We start from the raw sequence: 24,505 nt of genomic DNA, 5'->3' as shown, positions 1-24,505 counted from the left end.
GGAGGGACGTCGATGAGCACGAAGGACTTCGTCGAGAAGGACTACTACAAGGTTCTCGGCGTCCCCAAGGACGCCACAGAGGCCGAGATCAAGAAGGCGTACCGGAAGCTCGCCCGCGAGTTCCACCCGGACGCCAACAAGGGTGACGCGAAGGCCGAGGAGCGCTTCAAGGAGATCTCCGAGGCCAACGACATCCTCGGCGATCCGAAACGGCGCAAGGAGTACGACGACGCCCGCGCCCTGTTCGGCAACGGCGGCTTCCGTGCTCCGGGCGCCGGCGGTCCCGGCGGCACGTTCAACTTCGACCTGGGCGACCTCTTCGGAGGCGCCCCGGGCGGCGGCCAGGCCGGCGGCTTCGGCGGCGGCCTCGGGGACGTGTTCGGCGGCCTGTTCAACCGAGGCGCCGGCCCGGGCACGCGCACCCAGCCGCGGCGCGGCCAGGACATCGAGTCCGAGGTGACGCTCAGCTTCACCGAGGCGGTGGACGGGGCCACGGTCCCGTTGCGGATGTCCAGCTCGGCCGCGTGCAAGGCCTGTTCCGGCACCGGCGACAAGAACGGCACGCCGCGCGTGTGCCCGACGTGCGTGGGCACCGGCCAGGTCTCCCGCGGCGGCAGCGGTTCCTTCTCGCTGACGGACCCGTGCGTGGACTGCAAGGGCCGCGGGCTGATCGCCCAGGACCCGTGCGACGTCTGCAAGGGCAGCGGACGGGCCCGCTCGTCGCGCACCATGCAGGTCCGCATCCCGGCGGGGGTCTCCGACGGGCAGCGGATCCGGTTGCGCGGCAAGGGAGCTCCCGGCGAGCGCGGTGGCCCGGCCGGCGACCTGTATGTCGTCGTCCACGTCGACGCGCACCCGGTCTTCGGCCGCAAGGGCGACAACCTCACCGTCACGGTGCCGGTCTCCTTCACGGAGGCGGCGCTCGGCGGCGAGATCAAGGTGCCCACGCTGGGCGGCCCGCCGGTCACGCTGAAGCTGCCGGCCGGTACGCCCGCCGGGCGCACCATGCGTGCCCGCGGCAAGGGCGCGGTCCGCAAGGACGGCACCCGCGGGGACCTGCTGGTGACCGTCGAGGTCGCCGTGCCCGCCGAGCTCGGCGACAAGGCCAGGGAAGCGCTGGAGGCCTACCGCGAAGCCACCGCGGACGAGGATCCGCGGGCGGAGTTGTTCCAGGCCGCGAAGGGAGCTTGATATGGACCGGTCGGGGCGCAGTCGCAACCCGTACGAACTGACCGACGAGTCGCCGGTGTACGTCATCTCGGTCGCCGCGCAGCTGTCGGGCCTGCACCCGCAGACCCTGCGCCAGTACGACCGGCTGGGTCTCGTCTCGCCCGACCGCACGGCCGGCCGCGGCAGGCGCTACTCGGCCCGTGACATCGAACTGCTCCGTACGGTGCAGCAGTTGTCCCAGGACGAGGGCATCAACCTGGCCGGTATCAAGCGGATCATCGAACTGGAGAACCAGGTCGCGGCTCTCCAGCAGCGGGTGGCGGAGCTGTCGTCGGCCCTCGACGGCGCGGCGGCGGCGATGCAGCAGCGCGAGGCGCAGGTGCACGCTTCCTACCGGCGCGACCTCGTCCCGTACCAGGACGTCCAGCAGGCGAGCGCGCTGGTCGTCTGGCGGCCCAAGCGGCCGGAGTAGTAGGGCAAGTTGTAGCGGGTGCGGCAAGGGCCGGAGAGCGGAACGCGCTCCGGCCCTTTGCGTGCGGCGATCACTTGTCGTCGGCGCGGCCGCGTGAGGCCGCGCGGTAGCCCACACCGACAATGCCCGATTGAGCGAGCAGCGCACCGAGGTGGGTGCGGCTCGAGGCGCCGAGCGTCCGCATCAGTCGGGCGATGTGCGTGCGACAGGTCCGCACACTGACTCCCATACGGCGGGCGACGATCTCGTCGGCGTAGCCTGCGGCAGGCAACTGCCCGATGCGATGCTGGTCCCAGTCATCGGAGCCCTGGCAGGTCTTGTCGGGAGCGTCGTCGCGGCTGGGCTCGCAACCCCGGTCAGCGCGGACGGAGAGTCCTACATCACACGTGAACTGCTGTGGTCGGCGGCGGGGACCGTCCTGATCGTGAGCGTCCTGATGTGGCTGTGGGCAGCCACCGTCGCCGTCCGGCAAGCCCGCGTCTGGCGTCCGCGCGGTGACTGACCCCAAGGTCTTCCTCGCGGTCCCGCAAGAGGCCGATTGCCTGCGGGTCTCCGGTACGACGTGTCCCGCGGTCCACGATGACCTGGAGGACTTGCCAGGCCCAAGGGGGGGTGATGGAGACGCTGATGGGAGTGCCGACTACCGCCCCGCCGAGCGCAACGCCCCGTTCGACAAGCTGAACACGGAGTGCGACACCGTGTTGCTGGTGGTCGGGGCACGATCCGAGTGCAGCGAGGTGATCAGTCGCGCGTATCGCCTTCGGAGTAGTCTTCGGTCTCTCCCAGGATCCCGGACTTTGCGATGAGGTAGCCGAGTTGGGCACGGCTGCCGCTGCCGAGCGCGGCAGCCAGCTTGGCAATGTGGGCCCGGCAGGTACGGACGTTCATACCGAGCCGCCGGGCAATGGCCTCGTCCACATGGCCTTCGATGAGGAGTTTCGCGATGGAGCGCTGCACGCCGCTGATGCCGTGGGAGGCGGGGCCGTAAGGCACTTCCTCCATGAGTGGCACGGCACGCGCCCAGAGATGTTCGAACACCTTGGTGAGGTACGCGACCAGGCCAGGGTGCCGCAGCTCGAGGGCGACTTGGCGGTCGTCCCTGGCAGGGATGAACGCGACCGCCTCGTCACAGATGATGAGCCGCTCGATCAGCTCTTCGAGCGTACGAATCTCCATCTTGGTGCCGGCCATGCGCTCGACGTACGCGAAGGTGCGCTGACTGTGCCGGACCGTGTGCTGGTACAGGGTGCGGACGCGGATGCCGTTGTCGATGAGCGGCTTGCTGCGGTCGAGGGCCTTGCTCAGGTTGTGCTCACTCCGCCCGCCGCCGGGCTGTACGGTCAGGACTTCCGTCTGGCTCTCGGCGATCGCCACGTCGAGCGCGGCGTCGATGCGGTCGAAGCCTTCGAGCACCGTGATGGCGTGGGTGGTGGGAGGCTTCTGGGTGCTGATGGCCATGAAGGGCTCGAACGTGTCGGTGAGTTCCACCGAGAACCGTCTGCGGTCCTGGATCTCCCGCTCGATGGGGTGCAGGCGCTGCGCCAGGGCGGACGACGGAGGGACCGGCCGCAGCCAGTTCGGGTCGTCCGGATCCGGGTGCAGCAGCGCGAACTCCAACAGGCAGGGGGCAGGTTCGACCTCGGCACGTGCGACGCGTCCGGTGGTCAAGGCGCTGGCGTAGAGACGCGCTCCCTCGTCACAGAGTTCGGTGACGAGATGAGGATGTGTCGGTTTCGTATGCTTTTTTGACATATCTCCACCCCCCAGGGTCCTGAACGTACAGGAACATGATGCATCGCTCCTGTGGCTTGACATGCCCTAATGAGCCATCGTCTTGTTGCGCGGGGGAATGGAAGTCATCAAGTGAGGACGAAGCCGACTATGTACAAGAGAATGCTTCGGTCAGTGCTTGCTACCGCGATAGCTGCTGCTGCGCTGATGATCGGGACGTCGGGGACCTCGGACGTCGGCTGGGGCTCCGCCCCCGGCAAGGCGAGGTCCGTCGCCGTGGAGGGGTCCGAGGGCGACGTCGGCTGGGGCGTAGCTCCTGTTGGGAAGGCCGCCGTTGCCGCCCAGCAGTCCGACGGCGATGTCGGATGGGGCAGTGTCGGCGCGGATGTGACGGCGTGACCGTCCCGCCGGACGACCGGGTCTTCCGGCGTGAGATGGCTACGGCCTACCGCTCCGGGTGGCATTTCATCGACCTCGTCACGGCGATTCCGCACCGTGGCGACTCGTTGATGGTCACCCTGTTCGGTGAGCCGATCGTCGTCGCACGCGAGGAGGACGAGGATGTCCGTGCCTATCGCTGTCTTCGCCGGCCCCGAGGGGCTCCGCAGCCCGTCCGCTGTGCCATCCGGTACGGCATGATTTTTGTCAATCTCGACCAGCGTGACCACCAGCTGGCCGAGCCGGACACCACCGCCACCCCCCGCAGTGCCTGAGCGATTCCCCCGTCGTTTCAAATCGCTCAGGTGCTTCCCCCACACAGCGGCGCCATCGTGGACCTGAAACACGATGGCGCCGTTGTGCTGCCCGGAAACTTCTCCGGCGCCCGGCCCGGCTATGCCCGGCCCATCGCGCGGGTGAGCGCGATCTCGATGACCACCCGGTCCGGATTGGGGGCCGGGGTGCGTCCGTACCGCTCCGCGTAACGGCTCACCGCGTCCGCGACCGTCTCCGCCTCCGTGCGGATCGTCGCGATGCCCTCCAGCGTCGCCCAGCGGCCTCTGTCCACCTGGCAGACCGCCACCCGTGCCCCGTCCGGGCCGGCGGCCAGCACGTTCGCGACCTTGCGGCTGTGCTTGTTGGTGATCACCCGGGCGAACCCGCCCTCGGGGTCGTAGGTGACGCCCACCGCGACGACGTGCGGAGTGCCGTCCGGGCGCGGCGTCGTCAGTGTGCACATGTGGTGATCGCGCCAGAAGCTGAGGTAGGACGCGCCGGGGTTGCGAGGGTCGATGGCCATGGGCCGGAACCTACCTCCGGGCTCTGTCGGACAGCACCCTGAGTGGAATAGACTCAACTTTATGCACGTTGTCCGAGTCATAACCGAGGGAACCGGTCCATTCGGCAAGGAGGAGATGCGCACGTGGACGCCGAGCTGACCAACAAGAGCCGGGACGCGATCAACGCCGCCACCAGCAGGGCGGTGTCCGACGGGCACCCGGACCTGACCCCGGCGCACCTTCTTCTCGCCCTGCTGGAGGGCCAAGGACGACAAGCTGCCGCGAACATCACCGATCTGCTGGCCGCCGTCGACGCGGACCAGGCAGCCGTGCGCTCCGGGGCCGAGCGCATCCTCGCGTCGCTGCCGAGCGTGACCGGCTCCACGGTCGCCCCGCCCCAGCCCAACCGCGAGCTGCTCGCCGTCATCGCCGACGCCTCGCAGCGGGCCAAGGAGCTCGGCGACGAGTACCTGTCCACCGAGCACCTGCTCATCGGCATCGCGGCGAAGGGCGGCGCGGCGGGCGAGGTGCTGGACCGGCAGGGCGCGGGCGCCAAGGAACTGCTGGACGCTTTCGAGAAGGCAAGGGGAGGGCGCCGGGTGACCACACCCGACCCGGAGGGTCAGTACAAGGCGCTGGAGAAGTTCGGCACGGACTTCACCGAGGCGGCCCGCGAGGGCAAGCTCGACCCGGTCATCGGCCGGGACCAGGAGATCCGCCGCGTCGTGCAGGTCCTGTCGCGGCGCACGAAGAACAACCCGGTCCTCATCGGCGAGCCCGGCGTCGGCAAGACCGCCGTCGTCGAGGGCCTCGCCCAGCGCATCGTGAAGGGCGACGTGCCCGAGTCGCTGCGCAACAAGCGGCTCGTCGCGCTCGACCTCGGCGCGATGGTGGCGGGCGCCAAGTACCGCGGTGAGTTCGAGGAGCGGCTGAAGACCGTGCTGTCCGAGATCAAGGAGAGCAACGGCCAGATCATCACCTTCATCGACGAGCTGCACACCGTCGTCGGCGCGGGCGCCGGCGGCGACTCCGCCATGGACGCGGGCAACATGCTCAAGCCGATGCTGGCCCGCGGCGAGCTGCGGATGGTCGGCGCGACGACGCTCGACGAGTACCGCGAGCGGATCGAGAAGGACCCGGCCCTCGAGCGCCGCTTCCAGCAGGTGCTGGTCGCCGAGCCGTCGGTCGAGGACACGATCGCCATCCTGCGCGGGCTCAAGGGCCGTTACGAGGCCCACCACAAGGTGCAGATCAACGACAGCGCCCTGGTCGCCGCCGCCACCCTCTCCGACCGGTACATCACCTCCCGGTTCCTGCCCGACAAGGCCATCGACCTCGTCGACGAGTCCGCGTCGCGGCTGCGCATGGAGATCGACTCCTCGCCCGTCGAGATCGACGAACTCCAGCGCGCCGTCGACCGGCTGCGGATGGAGGAGCTGGCCCTCAAGAACGAGTCCGACCCCGCCTCCAAGCAGCGTCTGGAGAAGCTGCGCAGGGACCTGGCCGACCGGGAGGAGGAGCTGCGCGGACTCACCGCCCGCTGGGAGAAGGAGAAGCAGGGCCTCAACCGCGTCGGTGAGCTGAAGGAACGCCTCGACGACCTGCGCGGGCAGGCGGAACGCGCCCAGCGCGACGGCGACTTCGACACCGCGTCCAAGCTGCTCTACGGGGAGATCCCCGGCCTCGAGCGCGAGCTGGAGGAGGCGGCGCAGGCCGAGGCCGAGGCCTCCAAGGACACGATGGTCAAGGAGGAGGTCGGCCCGGACGACATCGCGGACGTCGTCGGCTCCTGGACCGGCATCCCGGCCGGACGCCTCCTCGAGGGCGAGACGCAGAAGCTGCTGCGCATGGAGCAGGAGCTGGGCCGCCGGCTCATCGGCCAGTCCGAGGCCGTGCAGGCGGTCTCCGACGCGGTGCGCAGGACCCGGGCGGGCATCGCCGACCCGGACCGGCCCACCGGTTCCTTCCTCTTCCTCGGCCCGACCGGTGTCGGCAAGACGGAGCTGGCGAAGGCGCTCGCCGACTTCCTCTTCGACGACGAGCGGGCGATGGTCCGCATCGACATGTCCGAGTACGGCGAGAAGCACAGCGTGGCCCGCCTGGTCGGCGCGCCCCCCGGCTACGTCGGCTACGAGGAGGGCGGCCAGCTCACCGAGGCCGTGCGCCGGCGTCCGTACAGCGTGGTGCTGCTGGACGAGGTGGAGAAGGCCCACCCCGAGGTCTTCGACGTCCTGCTCCAGGTGCTCGACGACGGGCGCCTCACCGACGGACAGGGCCGGACGGTGGACTTCCGCAACACCATCCTGATCCTCACCTCCAACCTGGGCTCGCAGTACCTGATGGACCCCACGACCGGCGAGGAGCAGAAGAAGCAGCAGGTGCTGGAGGTCGTGCGGGCCTCCTTCAAGCCGGAGTTCCTCAACCGGCTCGACGACCTGGTGGTCTTCTCCGCCCTGTCCGAGCAGGAGCTGGAGCGCATCGCGGAGCTCCAGATCGGACGGCTGGCCCAGCGGCTGGCGGAGCGCCGGCTGACCCTGGACGTCACCCCTGAGGCGCTGGCCTGGCTCGCGGAGGAGGGCAACGACCCCGCGTACGGCGCGCGCCCGCTGCGGCGGCTGATCCAGACGGCGATCGGGGACCGGCTCGCGAAGGAGATCCTGGCGGGCGAGGTCAAGGACGGCGACACCGTACGGGTGGACCGTTTCGAGGACGGACTGATCGTGGGCGCGGCGGGCTAGCGCCACGCACGACGGCGTCCCGGCAGGGGCACGAGGACGAGGGCACCGCCCCCGGTCCTCGTGCCCCTTTCGTCGTCCGCCCCGTCACCCGGACAGCGGCAGGCCGGGCACCGGAGCGGCAGATCTTGTCAGCCCGCAGCGGATCGCGGGTGGCGGGGCTTGCCAGCCCCCGCCGGGGATGGGAGAGGATGGCGGCATCCGTACGAAGGGAAATACACGGTGACCATCGACCCGTCCTCGATTCCGAATTTCGGGGGCCAGCCCAAGCCTCAGGCCGCAGGACCGGCGGGCCCCGTCGTTCCCGACCAGGACCTGGTGAAGCAGCTCCTCGACCAGATGGAGCTGAAGTACGTCGTCGACGACGAGGGTGACCTCGCGGCGCCGTGGGAGGACTTCCGCACGTACTTCATGTTCCGTGGCGAGGACGAGCAGCAGGTCTTCTCGGTGCGGACCTTCTACGACCGCCCGCACGCGGTCACCGAGAAGGCCAAGATCCTCGACGCCATCGACGACTGGAACCGCCGCACGCTGTGGCCGAAGGTCTACACCCACCTCCACGAGGAAGAGGGCGCCGAGCTTCCGACGATCCGCCTCATCGATGAGGCGCAGATGCTCATCGGCACGGGCGTGAGCCTCGAGCACTTCGTGTCGTCCACGGTCAGCTGGGTGCGCGCCTCGATCGAGTTCGACAAGTGGCTCGCGGAGCAGTTCGGTCTGGCCGTCCCGGAGGAGGAGAAGCCGGCCGACGACGCCTGAGCGTCACGCACACGTGAGGCCCGGCGGGCCCGGCGATCCACTTGATCGCCGGCCCGCCGGGCCCGCCGCTTTCTCAGGGCGCCAGGGACTTCAGCCGGGCGACGGCCTCCTCGAGCACGTCCACCCGCTTGCAGAACGCGAACCGCACGAACGGAGCCCCTTCGTCGCGGTGGTCGTAGAAGACCGCGTTCGGGATGGCCACCACGCCGCAGCGCTCGGGCAGCGCTCGGCAGAAGGCGAAGCCGTCCGTCTCGCCGAGCGGCCGGATGTCGGTGGTGACGAAGTACGTGCCGGCAGGGCGGTGCACCGTGAACCCGGCCGCGGCCAGGCCCTCGCCCAGCAGGTCACGCTTGGCCCGCAGATCGTCGCGGAGGCCGTCGAAGTACGCGTCCGGGAGGCGCAGCGCCTCGGCGACCGCGTACTGGAACGGGCCCGCGGAGACGTACGTCAGGAACTGCTTCGCCGAGCGGACCGTCGCCACCAGCTCGGGGGAGGCGGTGACCCAGCCGACCTTCCACCCGGTGAACGAGAACGTCTTGCCGGCGCTGGAGATCGTGACGGTGCGCTCGCGCATCCCGGGGAACGACGCCAGCGGTACGTGCTCGCCGTCGAAGACCAGGTGCTCGTAGACCTCGTCGGTGACCACGAGCAGGTCCCGTTCGACCGCGAGCTCGGCGATCGCCGCCAGCTCCGCGCGGGTCAGGACGGTGCCGGTGGGGTTGTGGGGCGTGTTGATCAGGAGCAGGCGGGTGCGGTCGGTGACCGCGTCACGCAGCTCGTCCAGGTCGAGGCGGAAGGCGGGCCCGTGCGGGCGCAGGGTCACGGGAACCCGTACGCCGCCCGCCATGGCGATGCTCGCCGCGTACGAGTCGTAGTAGGGCTCCAGCGCGATCACCTCGTCGCCCGGCTCCACGAGCGCCAGCAGGGCCGCCGCGATCGCCTCCGTGGCGCCCGCCGTGACCAGGACCTCCGTGTCGGGGTCGTACTCCAGGCCGTGGAAGCGCCGCTGGTGCTCCGCGATCGCGGTGCGCAGCTCCGGGACGCCGGGACCGGGCGGGTACTGGTTGCCGCGGCCGTCACGCAGGGCCCGCACCGCCGCCTCCCTGATCTCCTCGGGGCCGTCCGTGTCGGGGAAGCCCTGGCCGAGATTGATCGAGCCGGTGCTCAGGGCCAGCGCCGACATCTCCGCGAAGATCGTGGTGCCGAACTCCGCCAGCCTGCGGTTGAGCAGCGGCCGGGGGCCCTCTTCGCCTGCTGTCCTGTGCGTCGTCATGGCGGTCATCCTGCGCGGAACCTCTGGAGTTGCTCAAGTCTGCTTTGGCTCCGAGTGGCCGAGGGCATCTCCTTGCCACGCGGATGAGCGTCCCGTGAACACGGGAGAAGCGGTCACGCAGCGTCGAGGGGGTCCCTCCCTCCAGAGCCACCGGCCTGGAAGGTACCTCCGACGGGGGAACGAGAAGGACGGTGAGGACCATGATGTTTGTCGGGTTCGGGCTGATCGCTGTCGTGATCATCGTGTTCATCGCGGTGGCCGCGTCCGGGGGGAGCCGCAGTGGCCGGCGCCGGAGCAGCAGTGGCGCCGCGGGCGGCGGCTGGTGGGGCGACTCCGGATCGTCGTGCGGCGGCAGCAGCAGCTCGTCGTGCGGCGGCGGCAGCAGCAGCAGCTCGTCGTGCGGCGGCGGGGGCGGATGCGGCGGAGGCAGCTGACACGGGGCAGCTGGTCCGCGATGGTGAAGGTGCCCGACGGGTGGGCGTGGGAAGCCAACACCCGCCGGGTGCCTTCGTGTTGGCAGATTGTCCGGTGGATGTGTTGACTTCAACCGCTCGCCGTCGGTTGAACAGTTGAACCTATGGGCCCCCGAGGGGATGGAAACCGCGCGAAGTTGGGTAAAAACGCTGTGGGCGACATCCACTTCGTGATTTTCTCATCGTCGGAACCTGTTGGATCCATCCAGCCCTCGGACCTCACGTGGACCGATGCAGGCCACCCCCCACACGTCTTGCGCACCGTTTTTCGGAGTGCCAGGTCCACGCGTCCACCCGCCGAAGCGCGCTTGCGGAGCCGACCCATGCTCACGACCATCGATACCGCCTACACCGACACCCGGGCCGACGACCTCGCCTGGGCGCTCGGCCGGGAGCCGCTCCCGGCCCTGGCCGTCCTCGACCTCGAACTGTCCGGCTCAAAGCTGCAGTTGAGGCTGCTGGGCGCCTCCCACCAGGTGCTGCTCGAGGAGAAGAAAGGCACCTGTTCGGAGACCGTCGCCTGCATCCCCGGCAGCAGCACACCGCTGCCCCTCGGGGTGGCGAAGCGGCTCGGCGACTGGGAGTACGAGTTCGCGGCCCGTGTCGAGACGCTCTCCCAACGCTCGTTCGCGGGCCGGGCCCAGGAGTTGCTGGCTCTCGTCGCGGACCACCCCCACGGTCTCGCCGGCACGTTCCCCGGCTCCCCGCACGCGTTCACCGCGATGGTGGCGCAGAGCGGTGAGGGGCAGGCGCGTTGGCGGACCTGGCACGCGTACCCGCAGGAGGGCCGGCTGGTGGTCACGCGTACGCGCGTCGGCTTCGTGGCACGCGGGTCGCAGAACGCGCGGGGCATGCGCCACCCCGATCCCCACCCCGAGCATTCCGGTCTGTAGTCGACACCTGTGGGTGACAATGCGTGGGGTTGCGGTGACGTAGCGTGTCGAGGATGATCGACCGGCCGCAGACCTCGCCGCCCCAGGACATGGTGCTGTTGCCCGTGCGTCCCGACTCCGGCCGCCATCTGGTGCTCGCCGCGGTCTTCGTCTGCGCCGCCTGCGGTCTGGTCTACGAACTGGAACTCGTCGCGCTCGCCACGTACTTGATCGGGGACTCCGTCACCCAGGCGTCCGTGGTCCTGTCGGTGATGGTGTTCGCGATGGGCATCGGATCGCTGCTGGCCAAACGGATGCGCTGCCGGGCCGCGGTGGGCTTCGGACTGCTGGAAGCGGCACTGGCGCTGGTCGGCGGCAGTTCGGCCATGGTGCTCTACGCGTCCTTCGCCTGGTTCGGCGGATCCGGGGTGCCGCTGGTGCTCTTCAGCCTGACCATCGGCATCCTGATCGGCGCGGAGCTGCCGCTGCTGATGTCGCTGATCCAGCGCATCTCCCGGCGGGACGCGGACGGCACCGTCGCCGACCTGTTCGCCGCGGACTACGTGGGGGCGCTCGTCGGCGGGCTGGCGTTCCCGTTCCTGCTGCTGCCGTGGCTGGGGGAACTCACCGGGGCGCTGGTGACGGGCGCGGTCAACGCCGTGGCCGGCGGGGCGCTGGTGCTGTGGCTGTTCCGCCGTGACCTCACACCGCGCTGGCGGACCAGGCTGCTCACCCTCAACATCCTCGTGGTGGCGGTGCTGGCCGGCGCCACCGTCATGGTCGACGACTTCGAACGGGCGGCCCGCCGGGCGGTCTACGGCTCCGATGTGCGGGTCGCCGTGCGCACCGGTGTCCAGGAGGTCGTGGTCACCGACGGGCCTTCCCGGCCGCCGGACCTCTTCCTGAACGGGCGGCTGAAGGTGCGGGGCGCGGACGAGCACCGCTACCACGAAGCGCTCGTCCACCCCGCCATGCGCGGTCCGCACGACCGGGTGCTGATCCTCGGCGGCGGTGACGGGCTGGCGGCCCGTGAGGTGCTGCGGTACGCCGATGTCCGGTCGGTGACCCTCGTCGAGCTCGACCCGGGAGTCGTCGGGCTGGCCCGCAGCGATCCGGCACTCGTGGCGCTGAACGACGACGCGTACGACGACCCGCGGATGCGGGTCGTCACGGCGGACGCCTTCTCCTGGCTGCGTGAGCACGAGGGCACGTACGACGTGATCGTCTGCGACCTGCCCGACCCGGGCATCACGGCGAGCACCAAGCTCTACTCGCAGGAGTTCTACGGGCTGGCCGGGCGGGTCCTGGCGGACGGCGGACGGCTCGTGGTCCACGCAGGGCCGACCGGGCGGCCCCATACGTACTGGACGGTCGACGCGACCTTGCGGGCGGCCGGTTTCGGTACGACCCCGTACCGGGTCCGCGGGTCGGAGGCGGGGGTGGCGGGCGGCCCTGCGCGGTTCAGGGCGGGGGCGGACGCGGCCACGGACTGGGGACTGCTGATCGCGGCCGAGGGGCACGCACCGCAACTCGGGATCGGCGCGGACGCGCCGCGGCTGCGCTCGGAGGTCGAGGACACGCTCACGCAGGACACGTACGCGGCCGAGCGCACCCGGTTGACGGGTCTGCTGCCCTCGACGCTGGTCCACCCGCGCTACACGCGCTGACGGCTCCACCCCCGGCCCGACCCGGCCGCCGCCTACCGGGGGCGGCGAAGACGCGGACGGGAGGGGCTCGCGCGGGAAAGGCAGACGCGGCGGGCCGTGCTGAGTAGGCTCGGCTTCCATGGAGCATGAGGTGTTCGTTCCGGTACCGGCTGAGACCCTCCGACGTGCGCTGCGGGACCCGGCCAGGGTCGCCCGCTGCGTCCCTGGGCTCCAGCAGGACGCAGACGAGTCGGCCGGCCCCTTGTCGGGGCGGCTCAAGGTCAGAGTCGCCGGCCACACCATCACCTACCGCGGCGCCCTGCACCTCACGGAGCAGGACGACGAGAGGGGCGGCGCCTTCGCCGTCGAGGGCGAGGGCGCGGAGGCACGCGGCGGCGGCTCGGTGAAGGTGACGCTGATGATCCGCCCGGCCCCGACCGACGGCGGCACGACGGTGACTTTCAGTGGCTCCGCGCATGCCGAGGGGCGGCTGGCCGACCTCGCGGCCGGCGCGAAGGTCTCCGCGGCGCACCGGCTTCTCGACCGTTTCGCGGAAGCGCTGGCCGCGGCAGCCTTCGAGGACCCGATGCCCGGGGACCGCGCCGAAGGCGGGGGCGCCGGTGCCGCTCCTGCCGCGGAGCCTCTGGACGCGGCCGGTGAGGCGGGCGCCGACGGAACCGGTGGCCCCGCGACCGCCACCGGGGGCGACGCCCAGGACCCGACCGGTGCGGACGACGCCGCCGGCTCGGTGTTCGACGCCCCCGTACCTCCGCCGTCGCTCGGTGCGGACGCCGACGACGAGTTCGACGATCTCGACGAGGTCGACGGCGCCGAGGACCTGGACGGGGTCGACGGCGTGGACGCGGTGGACGACCTCGAAAGCATCGAGGACCTCGACGATCTGTCCGGCCTGCCGGGCGCGGTGCCCGCGGAGGCCGCCCACGCACGGCGGACCATGATCGGCCGCAGCGCGGAGGAGGTCGACCACGCCCCGCCACGCGGTCGCTACGCGCCCACCCCGGCTGCCGACGCCTCCTCCGCGGGGGCCACCCTGCGGTGGCTGGCTCCCGCCGCGGCCCTCGCACTGGCGTCTGCGGTCGTGGTCGGCAGGGCGCTGCGCCGCCGTAGGTGACACGCCGTAATGTCGGGGTGTGAGTAGCGAACAGAGCATCCGGCTGGCCGCCGGTGACGTCGAGTTGACCGTGCATCCTACGATCGGTTGCCGCATCGGAAGCCTGCGCATCGGCGGCACCGAGGTGCTGCGGCAGGGCGAGCGGTACGGCTCGTTCCCGATGGTGCCGTGGTGCGGTCGCACGCGGGACGGGCGGTTCAGCAACGGCGGTGTACCGCACCGGCTGCCGCTCAACGCCCCGCCGCATGCCATTCACGGCACCGGCCGGGACACCGCGTGGCGCACCGCACGGGCGGACGAGAGCGAGGCGGCCTTCACCTACGACCTCGCCGACCCGTGGCCGTACACCGGGCGGGTCACCCAGACGTTCGAGCTGGCGGAGGACTCCGTCACCGTCCGGATGGGTGTGGAGACCTACGGGACGTCGTTCCCCGCGCAGGCGGGCTGGCACCCCTGGTTCCTGCGCAACCTCGGTGACGGCGGCGAGGACGTGCGGATCGCCTTCACGCCGGAGTGGCAGGAGGAGCGCGGTGAGGACCACCTGCCGACCGGCAAGCGCATCACGCCGCTCCCGGGCCCGTGGGACGACTGCTTCGGAATGCCCGACGGGGTCGACGTCACGCTGACCTGGCCGGGCCGGCTGGAGCTGATCGTCCGCAGCCCGGCGGAGTGGGTCGTGGTCTACGACGAGCAGGCCGAGGCGGTCTGTGTCGAACCGCAGTCGGGCCCGCCGAACGGTCTCAACACCCATCCGCGGCTGGTCACCCCGATCGAGCCGCTGGAGATCGCCACGACCTGGAGCTGGCGGCGGCTCTGAGCCGGCGGACCGGCGCCCTTAAGCTGAGCCCCATGACTGACGTTCGTGCTGAGCTGCTCCAGCAGATCAAGGACAAGGCCGTGGTGCACGGCAAGGTGACCCTCTCCTCGGGCATCGAGGCCGACTGGTACATCGATCTGCGCCGGATCACGCTGGACGGCGAGGCCGCGCCGATGGTCGGTCAGGTGATGCTCGACGCCACCGCCGACCTGGACTACGACTGCGTGGGCGGGCTGACGCTGGGCGCCGACCCGGTGGCGACCTCGATGCTGCACGCCTCCGCCGCGCGCGGTGAGCGGCTGGACGCGTTCGTCGTCCGCAAGGCGGGCAAGGCGCACGGCATGCAGCGCCGGATCGAAGGCACGGACGTGAAGGGCCGGCGCTGCCTGGTCGTGGAGGACGTGTCGACGACCGGCGGGTCCCCGCTGACCGCCGTGGAGGCGGTCAGGGAGGCCGGCGGCGAGGTCGTCGCGGTGGCCGTGATCGTGGAGCGCGGCGCCGCCCCCAAGATCGCGGAGGCGGGCCTGCCGTACATCAACGCGTATTCGCTCGATGAGCTCGGTCTCGCCTGATCATGGCCTGAGCTGGGGTGATTCCAAGGGGCGGACTGTTTCACGTGAAACAGTCCGCCCCTTCGCCATGCGGGCGGGGCAGGCATGGTGGACCCCGGGCGGGAGTCTGGAAAGATAGGCCGCGACGATGACGTCGCCCAAGGTCAGGGCACTGGGTTCACCGGGGACGCACCCCGGGCCCCCGTACCACATACCCGCACATCACAAGGAGCGGACATATGCCCATCGCGACTCCCGAGGTCTACAACGAGATGCTTGACCGGGCGAAGGCAGGCAAGTTCGCCTACCCCGCCATCAACGTGACCTCGTCCCAGACCCTGCACGCCGCACTGCGTGGCTTCGCGGAGGCCGAGAGCGACGGCATCATCCAGATTTCCACCGGCGGTGCCGAGTTCCTGGGTGGCCAGTACAGCAAGGACATGGTCACCGGCGCCGTCGCCCTGGCCGAGTTCGCGCACATCGTCGCCGCCAAGTACGACATCACTGTCGCGCTGCACACCGACCACTGCCCGAAGGACAAGCTGGACGGCTATGTCCGTCCGCTGCTCGACATCTCCGCCGAGCGCGTGAAGGCCGGACGCAACCCGCTGTTCCAGTCCCACATGTGGGACGGCTCGGCCGAGACCCTCGCCGACAACCTGGCGATCGGCCAGGAGCTGCTGGCGAAGGCCGCCGCCGCGAAGATCATCCTCGAGGTCGAGATCACCCCGACCGGTGGCGAGGAGGACGGTGTCTCGCACGAGATCAACGACGAGCTCTACACCACCGTGGACGACGCGCTGCGCACGGCCGAGGCCCTGGGCCTGGGCGAGAAGGGTCGCTACCTGCTGGCCGCGTCCTTCGGCAACGTGCACGGCGTCTACAAGCCGGGCAACGTCGTGCTCCGCCCCGAGCTGCTGAAGGACCTCCAGGCGGGCGTCTCCGCCCAGTACGGCAAGGCCGACCCGTTCGACTTCGTCTTCCACGGTGGCTCGGGCTCGACCGCTGAGGAGATCGCCACGGCCCTGGAGAACGGCGTCGTGAAGATGAACCTCGACACCGACACCCAGTACGCCTTCACGCGTCCGGTGGCGGACCACATGTTCAAGAACTACGACGGCGTCCTGAAGGTCGACGGCGAGGTCGGCTCCAAGAAGACCTACGACCCGCGCACCTGGGGCAAGCTGGCCGAGGCCGGCATGGCCACCCGTGTCACGGAGGCCTGCGCGGCGCTGCGCTCCTCCGGTACCAAGATCAAGTAAGCAGCCGCCTCACCACGGGCCCGGTACCCCCTCGCGGGCGCCGGGCCCGTGGTGTGTCCACAGGGGAGGGGAATCGTGAGCTTCGACTTCGACGCGGTCGTCGACCGCCGGGGGACATGGAGCGTGCAGTGGGACGGTGTCGCGGACCGGTTCGGAGTCGACGGCCTGCTGCCCTTCACCATCTCCGACATGGACTTCGCCTCCCCTCCCGTGGTCCTCGACGCCCTCCGTGACCGGGTCGCGCACGGAGTCTTCGGCTACACCGACTGGCGGAACGAGGACTTCCTCTCCGCCGTCCGCCACTGGTTCGCCGTCCGGTACGACACGGAGATCGACACCGGCCGCATCGTGTACGCGCCCTCCGTGCTCAACCAGCTCTCCCAGTTGCTGCGGATGTGGAGCGGCCCCGGCGACGGCGTCGTCGTCCACACCCCCACGTACGACGGCTTCATCAAGGCGATCAGCGGTCTGGGCCGTGACCTGCGTGGAGTGCCCGTCGGGGACGACGAGGCACTGGAACGGCAGCTGGCCCGGCCCGACAGCAAGGTTCTGGTGCTCTGCTCGCCCCACAACCCCACGGGCAGGGTGTGGACGCACGACGAGCTCACCAGGACCGCCGAGCTCGCGGCACGGCACGGCGTCGCGGTCGTCAGCGACGAGATCCACGCCGACTTCGTACGCGACGGGGTCCATCTGCCCTGGACCCGCTACGGCACCGGCCGGTGGGCGCTGATCACCTCCGGGACCAAGGCGTTCAACTTCCCCGCCCTGAGCGGCTCGTACGGCCTCATCGGCGACCCTGGCGACCATGCCGCGTTCGTGCGCCGGATGGAGACCGGGGAGGGCCTCGCGTCGCCCGCCGTGCTGTCACTGACCGCGCACATCGCGGCCTATCGCCGGGGCGGACCGTGGCTGGACGACCTCAACGCCTATGTGGCCGGCAACCTGCGGATGCTCGCCGACCGGCTCGGTGCGGCGTTCCCGGAGCTCGGCTGGGAACCGCCGCAGGCCGGCTACCTCGCCTGGATCGACCTCCGCCCGCTGGGCATCGGCTCCCGGACGAAGGACTCGGTGCTCCAGCGTGAGCTCGTCGAACGGGAGAAGGTCGCGATCATGCCGGGATCGGTGTACGGGTGCGAGGGCTTCGTCCGGTTGAACGTCGGCTGTCCGCGCAGCAAGGCGGAACGCGGCGCGGACGCCCTGATCCGGGCGCTGGGCCGCGTCATCTGACCGACCGCCCGTCCCCGCAGGGCCTGGAAGACGCGCGGGCGTCCGGGTCGTAGCGTCGTGAAGCGGCTGCGATGATCCCCGTATGGGCACGAGTCCGGGGGACATCAGGCTGACATCCGCCACCGGCCGCTGGGTGGTCCTGACGACCGTCCTCGGGTCCGGCATGGCGCTGCTCGACTCCACCGTCGTCAACGTCGCGCTGCCCCGCATCGGCAGGGACCTCGACGCCGACCTGGGCGTCCTGCAGTGGACCGTCAACGCCTACATGCTGACGCTGGCGGCGCTGATCCTGCTCGGCGGGGCACTCGGCGACCGCTACGGGCGCCGCCGGATCTTCGTCCTCGGCGTGATCTGGTTCGCCCTGGGCTCCCTGCTCTGCGGGATGGCGCCCAACGGCGGGGTGCTGGTCGCCGCCCGCGCCCTCCAGGGCATCGGAGGCGCCCTGCTCACCCCGGGATCGCTGGCCCTCATCCAGGCGAGCTTCCATCCCGACGACCGGTCCCGGGCCGTGGGCCTGTGGTCCGGGCTCGGCGGCGTCGGCGCGGCGATCGGCCCGTTCGTCGGCGGCTGGCTGGTCGACGGGCCGGGCTGGCGCTGGGTGTTCCTGCTCAACGTGCCGCTGGCCGTCGTGTGCGTCCCGGTGGCACTGCGGCACGTGCCGGAGTCCCGCGACCCGACGGCGACCGGCCGGTTCGACGTGCCGGGCGCCGTCCTGGGCGCGGCGGCGCTCGGGCTGGTGACCTACGCGCTCATCGACGCGACGGTGTGGGCAGGGCTCGCCGGCGCGCTCGTGGGAGCCGTGTTCGTGCTGGTCGAGCTTCGTACGGAGAAGCCGATGCTGCCGCTGTCCCTCTTCCGGATCCGCCAGTTCACCGCCGTGAATCTCGTGACGCTCTGCGTGTACGCCGCCTTCGGCGGCTTCTTCTTCCTCGTCGCGCTCCAGCTCCAGGTCGTGGCCGGATACTCGGCCCTCGGCGCGGGAGCGGCACTGCTGCCGACCACCGCGTTGATGCTGCTGCTCTCCGCCCGCTCCGGGGAGCTGGGTGACCGCATCGGCCCGCGCATCCCGCTGACCGTCGGCCCCCTGTTCTGCGCCGTCGGCATGATGCTGACGCTGAGGGTCGGCGTCGACGCGTCGTACCTGGTCGACGTGCTGCCCGCCCTGCTGGTCATGGGCCTCGGCATGGTCACGCTGGTCGCGCCGCTGACCTCGACCGTCCTCGCGTCCGTGGAGACCGGCCGGGCGGGCATCGCGAGCGGCATCAACAACGCGGCGGCCCGGGCCGCCGGCCTGCTCGCGGTCGCCGCCCTGCCGCTGCTCGCCGGCATGGGCCCGGAGGCGTACCGCTCGGCGACGGCGTTCGACGAGGCCTTCCGGCTCGCGATCCCGATGTGCGCGGGAATCCTGGTGGCCGGGGCGCTGATCGCCTGGGGGACGGTGCGGGTGCCGCCCGAGGGCGTGAACGTGTGCCACCCGGAGTGCAAGGTGAGCTGCGGGGTGGCCGCGCCGCCGCTCGAGCCGCAGCCGGAACGCAAGGACTGACCCCGCTCGGGACCGCGTCGTGGTCTCCTCGGGCCGATGGCCACGCGACGGCGCCCGACCTGTGAGACTGGGGGCCATGTCGATCCACGAGAACCTGCTCGGGGGGCCTCCCCCGACCCACCTGCCCGACGAGCCCGGACCGCGCGAGCTCCTGGCCGGCGGCACCCCCGCCGCCGAGGTCGCGGCCCAGTACCCGACCAGCTCGCTCGCCTGGGCGCAGCTGGCCGACGACGCCTTCGAGCGGGGCAGCGTCGTCGAGTCGTACGCCTACGCGCGCACCGGCTACCACCGCGGCCTCGACGCGCTGCGCCGCAACGGCTGGAAGGGCCACGGCCCGGTGCCGTGGGAGCACGAGCCCAACCGCGGCTTCCTGCGCGCGCTGAACGCGCTGGCCCGTGCCGCCGGAGCGATCGGCGAGAAGGAAGAGCACGAGCGCTGCACCACGTTCCTGCGGGACTCCTCGCAGACCGCCGCGGAGACGCTGGGCTGAACGTCACGGCAGGGGCCTGCCCCTGCCTGACCGTGTCCGTGCGCTGGTGACCTGGAACTCCGGTCGCCGGCGCGCGGCCGGTACGATCGCACACACTGCCGATTCACGGATCACAGCCGGTGAGGGGCCCCCACCACCCTCTCCCCCCAACACCGGCCGAACCAGGGGAGAGATCTGTCTTGGGCCAGCGCGCCGCCGCCCGCAACGGGCGCAGCCGCAGACGGAGCCGCCGGACCACGGGCCGACGCCGTCCGACCGGACCGATACTTCTGCTGGGCGTCTGCCTCGGCCTCATGTCGGTGGGCGCAGGCGCCGCCCTCGCGCACTGGCGGGGCGGACCGCCCCCCGCCACGGCCGCGGGCCCGGCCGACGTCGCGCCGCTGATGTCCGAGGCCCCCGCACCGGAGCCGTCCGCCTCACCGTCACCGGTGCGCAGCAGCCCCAGCAGTTCGCCGAAACCGAAGACATCGCCCTCCGCCTCGGCCAAGAGCGCGCCGCCGAGCGTGCCGGCGTCGGGTCCGGGCACGTTCACCACCGCGCAGTCGTCCGGGACGGCGGCCGGCACCGGCACGCTGCGCCGCTACAGGGTGGAGGTCGAGGACGGCGTCGACGTGTCCGCCCAGCAGGCCGCCGCCGAGATCCAGCAGATCCTGGCCCACCCGCGCGGCTGGGCCGCGAACGGCCGCGGCCGCTTCCAGCTGGTGTCGTCGAACGCCGACTTCGTGATCAGGATCGCCACACCGGCCACCGCCGACAAGCTCTGCCTCGCCGTGGGCCTGAACACCCGCGGGGAGCTGAACTGCGAGACCACCGAGGGGGTCGTGGTGAACCTGCGGCGCTGGATGCTGGGCTCCCCGACGTTCGCCGGAACGCCCGCCGAGTACCGGCACCTGATCATCAACCACGAGGTCGGGCACGAGATCGGCATCCGGCAGCACATGGGCTGCCCGGGGCCCGGCGAACCCGCCCCGGTGATGATGCAGCAGATCAAGGGCCTGAACGGCTGCGTCTCCAATGCGTGGCCCTATGACGACGACGGGACATATCTCTCAGGACCGCCGGTGTGATCCTCGGCTTATGATGCGAGTGGGGACCGGGGCCCACACCGGACAGGAAGGGGCGGACCGCTACCCGGATGTCGAGGAGACAGCAATGTCACATGACTCCGCCCCGAATCTGGACTTCGCGGGCACCACGCCGTACGAGGACTACGTCCAGGCGGACGTCCTCACCCACCTCCAGCATCCGCGGTCGGACGACCCGGGCGAGATGGTCTTCCTGGTCACCACCCAGGTCATGGAGCTGTGGTTCACCGTCGTCGTCCACGAGTGGGAGACCGCCGCACGCGCCCTGCGCGAGGACCGGATCCCCGTGGCGATGGACGCGCTGAAGCGGTCGGCACGCGAGCTGGAGGCGCTCAACGCCTCCTGGAAGCCCATCGCCAACCTGACGCCCGCACAGTTCAACGCCTACCGCGACGCCCTCGGTGAGGGCTCCGGCTTCCAGTCGGCGATGTACCGGCGGATGGAGTTCCTCCTCGGGGACAAGTCCGCCTCGATGCTGGTGCCGCACCGGGGCGCCCCGCGCGTCCACGCGGAACTGGAGAAGGCCCTCCACGAGCCGAGCCTGTACGACGAGGTGCTGCGGCTCCTCGCCCGCCGCGGGTACGCGGTGCCCGCCGAGGTGCTGGAGCGCGACCTGGCGCAGAAGTACGAGCCGTCGGAGGCGGTCGAGCACGTCTGGGCCGAGGTCTACGGCGGCCCCGACCAGGACACCGAACTGGTGCGCCTGGGCGAGGCGCTGACGGATGTCGGCGAGCTGGTGTGGCGATGGCGCAACGACCACCTGGTGGCGACCCGGCGGGCCATGGGCTCGAAGGTCGGCACAGGCGGCTCAGCCGGTGTCTCCTGGCTCGAGAAGCGTGCCCGCAAGAACGTCTTCCCCGAGCTGTGGACGGCGCGCAGCCATGTCTGAGTCCCTGGCCCAGCGGGCCGCGGCGCTCGACGCCGCAGACGAACTGGCCGGTGCCCGGAAGCTGTTCGCCCTCGACGAGGCCGTCTACCTCGACGGCAACTCGCTCGGCGCGCTGCCCGCGCACGTCCCCGACCGCGTCGCCGATGTGGTGAACCGTCAGTGGGGGCAGCTGCGCATCCGTTCCTGGACGGAGGGCGACTGGTGGAGCGCGCCCGAGCGGATCGGTGACCGGATCGCGCCGCTGGTCGGCGCGGCGCCCGGGCAGATCGTGGTCGGCGACTCCACGAGCGTCAACGTCTTCAAGGCCGTCGTGGGCGCCGTACGGCTGAACGACGACCCGGCGCGTACGGACATCCTCGTCGACGCGACGACGTTCCCGACGGACGGGTACATAGCGTCGTCGGCGGCCAGGATGACCGGCCGCCGAATCGTCCCCGTCGACCCGGCGGACCTGACGTCGGCACTCGGCCCCACCACGGCGGCGGCGCTCGTCAACCACGTCGACTACCGCTCCGGCCGGCTGCACGACCTGCCCGGTCTCACGGCGGCCGTCCACGAGGCGGGTGCCCTCGCGGTCTGGGACCTGTGCCACAGCGCGGGCGCCCTGCCGGTGGGGCTCGACGCCCACGGCGTCGACCTGGCGGTCGGCTGCACCTACAAGTACCTGAACGGCGGCCCCGGTTCGCCCGCGTACCTGTACGTCGCCGAGCGCCACCAGGCGTCCTTCGACTCGCCGCTGCCCGGCTGGACGTCGCACGCCGACCCGTTCGCGATGACGCCCGGGTACGAAGCGGCCGACGGGTCGACGCGCGGCCGGGTGGGCACGCCGGACATCCTGTCCATGCTGGCCCTCGAAGCGGCGCTCGAGGTCTGGGACGGGATCGCGATCGAGACGGTCAGGGCGAAGAGCCTGGCGCTGACGGACTTCTTCCTGGAGTGCGTCGACGCCTATGTCCCGGCCGGACGGGTCACGTCCCTGACACCCGCGGAGCACGCCTCACGCGGGAGTCAGGTGGCGCTGCGCTGCGAGGACGCGCCGCGGGTCATGGAGACCCTGACGGCCAGGGGCGTCGTCGGCGACCTGCGCCGTCCGGACGTCCTGCGCTTCGGCTTCACGCCGCTGTACGTGGGCTTCGCCGACACGGAGCGCGCGGCCCGCGTCCTGGCGGAGGTCCTCGCCGGCTGAGCCCGCACACCCCGGGGGACGCGCGTCCCCCGGGGTGGACCCGGTCGCCGGAGCCGCCGGGGGCGGAGCGACGCCGGCCTGGGGCGAAACTGGTAGCGTCCGCGCTGGTCAGGTGGAACAGGCCACCCCCACGGGACTGTTGGAGCAGCACATGCCGGACCCCGTCGCCCGTGACGCCGCCGAGGAAGCGTCGGCGATGTCGCATCCTGCCGTCGCGCCGGACGTATCCGTCGCCTACGGGGAGCATCCCGACCAGGTCGTCGACTTCTACGCCCCGCGCAGCGGGCACGCCACCGTGCCGCTGGTGGTCGTGCTGCACGGCGGTGCCTGGCGGGCGCCGTACGACCGGCGGCATGTGACGCCGTTCGCCGACTTCCTGGCACGCCGCGGGCTCGCCGTCGCGAACGTCGAGTACCGCCGCGGACGGGAGATCCCGGGGCAGCGCGGAGAAGGGCCGGTCGCCGGACGGTGGCCGGAGACGTTCGACGACGTGGCCGCCGCGATGGACGCCCTGCCGGACCTGGCGCGGCAGGCACTGCCGCAGGCCGACCCTCGGCGGACCGTCGTGACCGGGCACTCCGCCGGAGGCCACCTCGCGCTGTGGGCCGCCGCCCGGCACGTCCTGCCGGCCGGCTCGCCGTGGCGGCTCGCCGCGCCGCCGCCGCTGCGCGGTGTCGTCGCGCTGGCCCCGATCGCCGATTTCGACGCGGCCGTGGAACTGGACGTGTGCGGCGGCGCCGTACGCCAACTGCTGGGCGGCGAGGCACAGTACGACGCGCGCGCCCCGCACGGTGATCCCGCCGTGCTGCTGCCGACCGGCATCGCGACGGTCGTGGTGCAGGGCCGTACCGACGTCGTCGTGCCGCCGGCCGTCGCGGAGGCGTTCGTGGACGCGGCGGCGAAGGCGGGCGAGACCGTCGGCTGGACGCTCCTCGAGGAGGTCGGGCACTTCCCGCTGATCGACCCGGCGGCCGACGCGTGCGCCGTGGTCGCGGAGGAGATCGCCCAACTCGCCTGGTGAGAAAGCCGAATGAGCCGGTGGACCCTTGCGGACGGAAGCTGACCGCAAGGGTTCCTACGTTCTTCCCATGACGAATCTCGTGACCGGAGCAACCGGAACCGTAGGCCGCCAGGTGGTGGCGGAGCTTCTGCGGCGTGGACAGTCCGTCCGCGCCCTGACGCGCGACCCCGCGAAGGCCGGCCTCCCCGAAGGCGTCGAGGTCGTGCGCGGCGACCTCACCGATGCCGAGACCCTGGCCCCCGCCCTGGAGGGCGTCACCGGCCTGCACCTGATCACCTTCGGCGGCCCGTACTTCGCGCCGCTGGAGACCGGCCCGCGCATCCTGGAGCTGGCGAAGGCGGCCGGCGTCCGGCGGATCACCGTGCTGCACGGCGGCGGTCCGAGCCTGCTGGAGGACGCGGTCCGGGAGAGCGACCTCGCCTGGACGGTGCTGATGCCGGTGGAGTTCATGGCGAACGCCCTGGAGTGGGCCGACGGCATCCGCGTCGACGGCGAGGTGCGTGAACCCTTCGCCGGCAGGCTCAGCGCCATGGTCCACGAGGCCGACATCGGCTCCGTCGCGGCGGTCGCCCTCACCGAGGACGGCCACGCCGGCCAGGAGTACGTGATCACCGGCCCCCAGGTGCTGACGCTGGAGGACAAGGTCGACACACTCGCCGCCGCCCGGGGCCGGAAGATCCGGCTCGTCGAACTGAGCGAGCAGCAGGCGGTCGAGCAGTGGAGGGCCGCGGGGCAGCCGGAGGACGTCATCGGCTTCCTGCTGGAGGCGTACGGCAACACACCGCCCGTCGGCCGCACCGTCGTCGACACCGTCGAGAAGGTCACCGGACGGCCGGCCCGCACCTTCGCCGAGTGGGCGCAGGAGCACGCGGACACCTTCCGGAGCTGACCCGGCACGCGGGTCCGTCGCGCCGGCCGCCGTAACCGTGGCCCCACCAGGTAGTACTCAAG

At 71.3% G+C, this 24,505-nt stretch carries 26 protein-coding genes; 22 read left to right on the top strand and 4 right to left on the bottom strand.

Features of this window, described 5'->3' with window-relative positions; all coding sequences use genetic code 11:
• Positions 1-12: 12 nt before the first annotated feature.
• Positions 13-1,191, top strand: coding sequence for a molecular chaperone DnaJ (gene dnaJ / locus SPRI_RS17775; protein WP_053557088.1), 1,179 nt, complete (start codon positions 13-15; stop codon positions 1,189-1,191).
• 1 nt (position 1,192) lies between these two features.
• A complete protein-coding gene (locus SPRI_RS17770) occupies positions 1,193-1,642 on the top strand; it encodes a heat shock protein transcriptional repressor HspR (protein ID WP_005314561.1) in 450 nt (149 codons plus the stop codon).
• Positions 1,643-1,712: 70 nt separating this feature from the next.
• Here SPRI_RS17770 and SPRI_RS39385 read toward each other — a convergent pair whose 3' ends face one another.
• Positions 1,713-1,871, bottom strand: a complete 159-nt coding sequence (locus SPRI_RS39385; RefSeq protein ID WP_086025644.1) for a helix-turn-helix domain-containing protein — start codon at positions 1,869-1,871, stop codon at positions 1,713-1,715.
• A 54-nt stretch (positions 1,872-1,925) separates the two neighbouring features.
• Between SPRI_RS39385 and SPRI_RS39870 the strand changes: the two genes are divergently transcribed.
• Complete coding sequence (locus SPRI_RS39870; RefSeq protein ID WP_005314559.1) at positions 1,926-2,144, top strand: hypothetical protein; 219 nt, start codon at positions 1,926-1,928, stop codon at positions 2,142-2,144.
• A gap of 239 nt (positions 2,145-2,383) precedes the next feature.
• On the opposite strand, the gene SPRI_RS17755 is transcribed toward SPRI_RS39870, so the two are convergent.
• Positions 2,384-3,394 carry a hypothetical protein gene (locus SPRI_RS17755; protein WP_005314558.1) on the bottom strand — a complete coding sequence of 337 codons (1,011 nt, stop codon included), beginning with the start codon at positions 3,392-3,394 and terminating at the stop codon, positions 2,384-2,386.
• Positions 3,395-3,547: 153 nt separating this feature from the next.
• Between SPRI_RS17755 and SPRI_RS17750 the strand changes: the two genes are divergently transcribed.
• Together SPRI_RS17750 and SPRI_RS17745 are read left to right on the top strand one after the other, a co-directional pair.
• Positions 3,548-3,772 carry a hypothetical protein gene (locus SPRI_RS17750; protein WP_162492189.1) on the top strand — a complete coding sequence of 75 codons (225 nt, stop codon included), beginning with the start codon at positions 3,548-3,550 and terminating at the stop codon, positions 3,770-3,772.
• Positions 3,769-4,086: a Rieske (2Fe-2S) protein gene (locus SPRI_RS17745; RefSeq protein WP_053557087.1), complete on the top strand. Its 318-nt coding sequence runs from the start codon at positions 3,769-3,771 to the stop codon at positions 4,084-4,086. The genes SPRI_RS17750 and SPRI_RS17745 overlap by 4 nt, the downstream gene beginning before the upstream one ends.
• A 119-nt stretch (positions 4,087-4,205) precedes the next feature.
• On the opposite strand, the gene SPRI_RS17740 is transcribed toward SPRI_RS17745, so the two are convergent.
• Positions 4,206-4,610: a pyridoxamine 5'-phosphate oxidase family protein gene (locus SPRI_RS17740; RefSeq protein ID WP_037774129.1), complete on the bottom strand. Its 405-nt coding sequence runs from the start codon at positions 4,608-4,610 to the stop codon at positions 4,206-4,208.
• A 123-nt stretch (positions 4,611-4,733) separates the two neighbouring features.
• Between SPRI_RS17740 and clpB the strand changes: the two genes are divergently transcribed.
• Both clpB and SPRI_RS17730 read left to right on the top strand, forming a co-directional pair.
• Positions 4,734-7,328, top strand: coding sequence for an ATP-dependent chaperone ClpB (clpB, locus tag SPRI_RS17735; RefSeq protein WP_005314554.1), 2,595 nt, complete (start codon positions 4,734-4,736; stop codon positions 7,326-7,328).
• Between the two features lie 219 nt (positions 7,329-7,547).
• A complete protein-coding gene (locus SPRI_RS17730; RefSeq protein ID WP_053557086.1) occupies positions 7,548-8,084 on the top strand; it encodes a type III secretion system chaperone family protein in 537 nt (178 codons plus the stop codon).
• 73 nt (positions 8,085-8,157) lie between these two features.
• On the opposite strand, the gene SPRI_RS17725 is transcribed toward SPRI_RS17730, so the two are convergent.
• Entirely contained in the window at positions 8,158-9,357 is a 1,200-nt protein-coding gene (locus SPRI_RS17725) for a pyridoxal phosphate-dependent aminotransferase (RefSeq protein ID WP_005314552.1), read from the bottom strand.
• Positions 9,358-9,557: 200 nt separating this feature from the next.
• Between SPRI_RS17725 and SPRI_RS37220 the strand changes: the two genes are divergently transcribed.
• From SPRI_RS37220 to SPRI_RS17650, 15 genes are all read left to right on the top strand, one after another.
• The gene (locus SPRI_RS37220) at positions 9,558-9,791 is read left to right on the top strand and encodes a hypothetical protein (RefSeq protein ID WP_078535496.1); all 234 of its coding nucleotides are present in this window, start codon (positions 9,558-9,560) and stop codon (positions 9,789-9,791) included.
• Positions 9,792-10,153: 362 nt separating this feature from the next.
• Positions 10,154-10,723 (top strand): DUF2617 family protein, encoded by a 570-nt coding sequence (locus SPRI_RS17715; protein ID WP_005314551.1) that lies wholly within the window; start codon positions 10,154-10,156, stop codon positions 10,721-10,723.
• Positions 10,724-10,776: 53 nt separating this feature from the next.
• Positions 10,777-12,369, top strand: coding sequence for a polyamine aminopropyltransferase (locus SPRI_RS17710; RefSeq protein WP_053557085.1), 1,593 nt, complete (start codon positions 10,777-10,779; stop codon positions 12,367-12,369).
• Between the two features lie 118 nt (positions 12,370-12,487).
• Positions 12,488-13,480 (top strand): CoxG family protein, encoded by a 993-nt coding sequence (locus SPRI_RS17705; RefSeq protein WP_005314548.1) that lies wholly within the window; start codon positions 12,488-12,490, stop codon positions 13,478-13,480.
• Between the two features lie 19 nt (positions 13,481-13,499).
• Positions 13,500-14,297, top strand: coding sequence for an aldose epimerase family protein (locus tag SPRI_RS17700; protein WP_005314547.1), 798 nt, complete (start codon positions 13,500-13,502; stop codon positions 14,295-14,297).
• 32 nt (positions 14,298-14,329) lie between these two features.
• Entirely contained in the window at positions 14,330-14,869 is a 540-nt protein-coding gene (gene pyrE, locus SPRI_RS17695) for an orotate phosphoribosyltransferase (protein ID WP_037774125.1), read from the top strand.
• A gap of 218 nt (positions 14,870-15,087) precedes the next feature.
• Complete coding sequence (gene fbaA / locus SPRI_RS17690; protein ID WP_005314545.1) at positions 15,088-16,110, top strand: class II fructose-bisphosphate aldolase; 1,023 nt, start codon at positions 15,088-15,090, stop codon at positions 16,108-16,110.
• A 75-nt stretch (positions 16,111-16,185) separates the two neighbouring features.
• On the top strand, positions 16,186-17,340 hold the full coding sequence (locus SPRI_RS17685) for a MalY/PatB family protein (RefSeq protein WP_182327703.1): 1,155 nt from the start codon (positions 16,186-16,188) through the stop codon (positions 17,338-17,340).
• Positions 17,341-17,422: 82 nt separating this feature from the next.
• Positions 17,423-18,883 carry an MFS transporter gene (locus tag SPRI_RS17680; protein WP_005314543.1) on the top strand — a complete coding sequence of 487 codons (1,461 nt, stop codon included), beginning with the start codon at positions 17,423-17,425 and terminating at the stop codon, positions 18,881-18,883.
• A gap of 76 nt (positions 18,884-18,959) precedes the next feature.
• On the top strand, positions 18,960-19,373 hold the full coding sequence (locus SPRI_RS17675; protein ID WP_005314542.1) for a DUF3151 domain-containing protein: 414 nt from the start codon (positions 18,960-18,962) through the stop codon (positions 19,371-19,373).
• 293 nt (positions 19,374-19,666) lie between these two features.
• A complete protein-coding gene (locus tag SPRI_RS17670) occupies positions 19,667-20,440 on the top strand; it encodes a DUF3152 domain-containing protein (protein WP_078951360.1) in 774 nt (257 codons plus the stop codon).
• Positions 20,441-20,525: 85 nt separating this feature from the next.
• Complete coding sequence (gene kynA, locus SPRI_RS17665) at positions 20,526-21,347, top strand: tryptophan 2,3-dioxygenase (RefSeq protein WP_005314535.1); 822 nt, start codon at positions 20,526-20,528, stop codon at positions 21,345-21,347.
• Entirely contained in the window at positions 21,340-22,533 is a 1,194-nt protein-coding gene (gene kynU, locus SPRI_RS17660; protein ID WP_037774123.1) for a kynureninase, read from the top strand. The genes kynA and kynU overlap by 8 nt, the downstream gene beginning before the upstream one ends.
• 151 nt (positions 22,534-22,684) lie before the next feature.
• Entirely contained in the window at positions 22,685-23,554 is an 870-nt protein-coding gene (locus SPRI_RS17655) for an alpha/beta hydrolase (RefSeq protein WP_053557083.1), read from the top strand.
• A gap of 67 nt (positions 23,555-23,621) precedes the next feature.
• Positions 23,622-24,443 (top strand): NAD(P)H-binding protein, encoded by an 822-nt coding sequence (locus tag SPRI_RS17650; RefSeq protein WP_005314528.1) that lies wholly within the window; start codon positions 23,622-23,624, stop codon positions 24,441-24,443.
• The last annotated feature ends 62 nt before the right edge of the window (positions 24,444-24,505 follow it).

It is taken from the genome of Streptomyces pristinaespiralis, from assembly GCF_001278075.1.
Taxonomy (GTDB): Bacteria; Actinomycetota; Actinomycetes; order Streptomycetales; family Streptomycetaceae; genus Streptomyces; species Streptomyces pristinaespiralis.
This window is presented reverse-complemented; position numbering and strand designations above follow the sequence as displayed.

Coding starts and splice junctions, on each gene's coding strand:
- SPRI_RS17725 (WP_005314552.1), bottom strand. CDS start 9,357: ATGACGACGCACAGGACAGCAGGCGAAGAGGGCCCCCGGCCGCTGCTC.
- SPRI_RS17655 (WP_053557083.1), top strand. CDS start 22,685: ATGCCGGACCCCGTCGCCCGTGACGCCGCCGAGGAAGCGTCGGCGATG.
- SPRI_RS17740 (WP_037774129.1), bottom strand. CDS start 4,610: ATGGCCATCGACCCTCGCAACCCCGGCGCGTCCTACCTCAGCTTCTGG.
- SPRI_RS17715 (WP_005314551.1), top strand. CDS start 10,154: ATGCTCACGACCATCGATACCGCCTACACCGACACCCGGGCCGACGAC.
- SPRI_RS37220 (WP_078535496.1), top strand. CDS start 9,558: ATGATGTTTGTCGGGTTCGGGCTGATCGCTGTCGTGATCATCGTGTTC.
- SPRI_RS17710 (WP_053557085.1), top strand. CDS start 10,777: ATGATCGACCGGCCGCAGACCTCGCCGCCCCAGGACATGGTGCTGTTG.
- dnaJ (WP_053557088.1), top strand. CDS start 13: ATGAGCACGAAGGACTTCGTCGAGAAGGACTACTACAAGGTTCTCGGC.
- SPRI_RS17675 (WP_005314542.1), top strand. CDS start 18,960: ATGTCGATCCACGAGAACCTGCTCGGGGGGCCTCCCCCGACCCACCTG.
- kynA (WP_005314535.1), top strand. CDS start 20,526: ATGTCACATGACTCCGCCCCGAATCTGGACTTCGCGGGCACCACGCCG.
- SPRI_RS39870 (WP_005314559.1), top strand. CDS start 1,926: ATGCTGGTCCCAGTCATCGGAGCCCTGGCAGGTCTTGTCGGGAGCGTC.
- SPRI_RS17680 (WP_005314543.1), top strand. CDS start 17,423: ATGGGCACGAGTCCGGGGGACATCAGGCTGACATCCGCCACCGGCCGC.
- SPRI_RS17770 (WP_005314561.1), top strand. CDS start 1,193: ATGGACCGGTCGGGGCGCAGTCGCAACCCGTACGAACTGACCGACGAG.
- SPRI_RS17670 (WP_078951360.1), top strand. CDS start 19,667: ATGTCGGTGGGCGCAGGCGCCGCCCTCGCGCACTGGCGGGGCGGACCG.
- kynU (WP_037774123.1), top strand. CDS start 21,340: ATGTCTGAGTCCCTGGCCCAGCGGGCCGCGGCGCTCGACGCCGCAGAC.
- SPRI_RS17705 (WP_005314548.1), top strand. CDS start 12,488: ATGGAGCATGAGGTGTTCGTTCCGGTACCGGCTGAGACCCTCCGACGT.
- SPRI_RS17755 (WP_005314558.1), bottom strand. CDS start 3,394: ATGTCAAAAAAGCATACGAAACCGACACATCCTCATCTCGTCACCGAA.
- pyrE (WP_037774125.1), top strand. CDS start 14,330: ATGACTGACGTTCGTGCTGAGCTGCTCCAGCAGATCAAGGACAAGGCC.
- SPRI_RS39385 (WP_086025644.1), bottom strand. CDS start 1,871: ATGGGAGTCAGTGTGCGGACCTGTCGCACGCACATCGCCCGACTGATG.
- SPRI_RS17650 (WP_005314528.1), top strand. CDS start 23,622: ATGACGAATCTCGTGACCGGAGCAACCGGAACCGTAGGCCGCCAGGTG.
- fbaA (WP_005314545.1), top strand. CDS start 15,088: ATGCCCATCGCGACTCCCGAGGTCTACAACGAGATGCTTGACCGGGCG.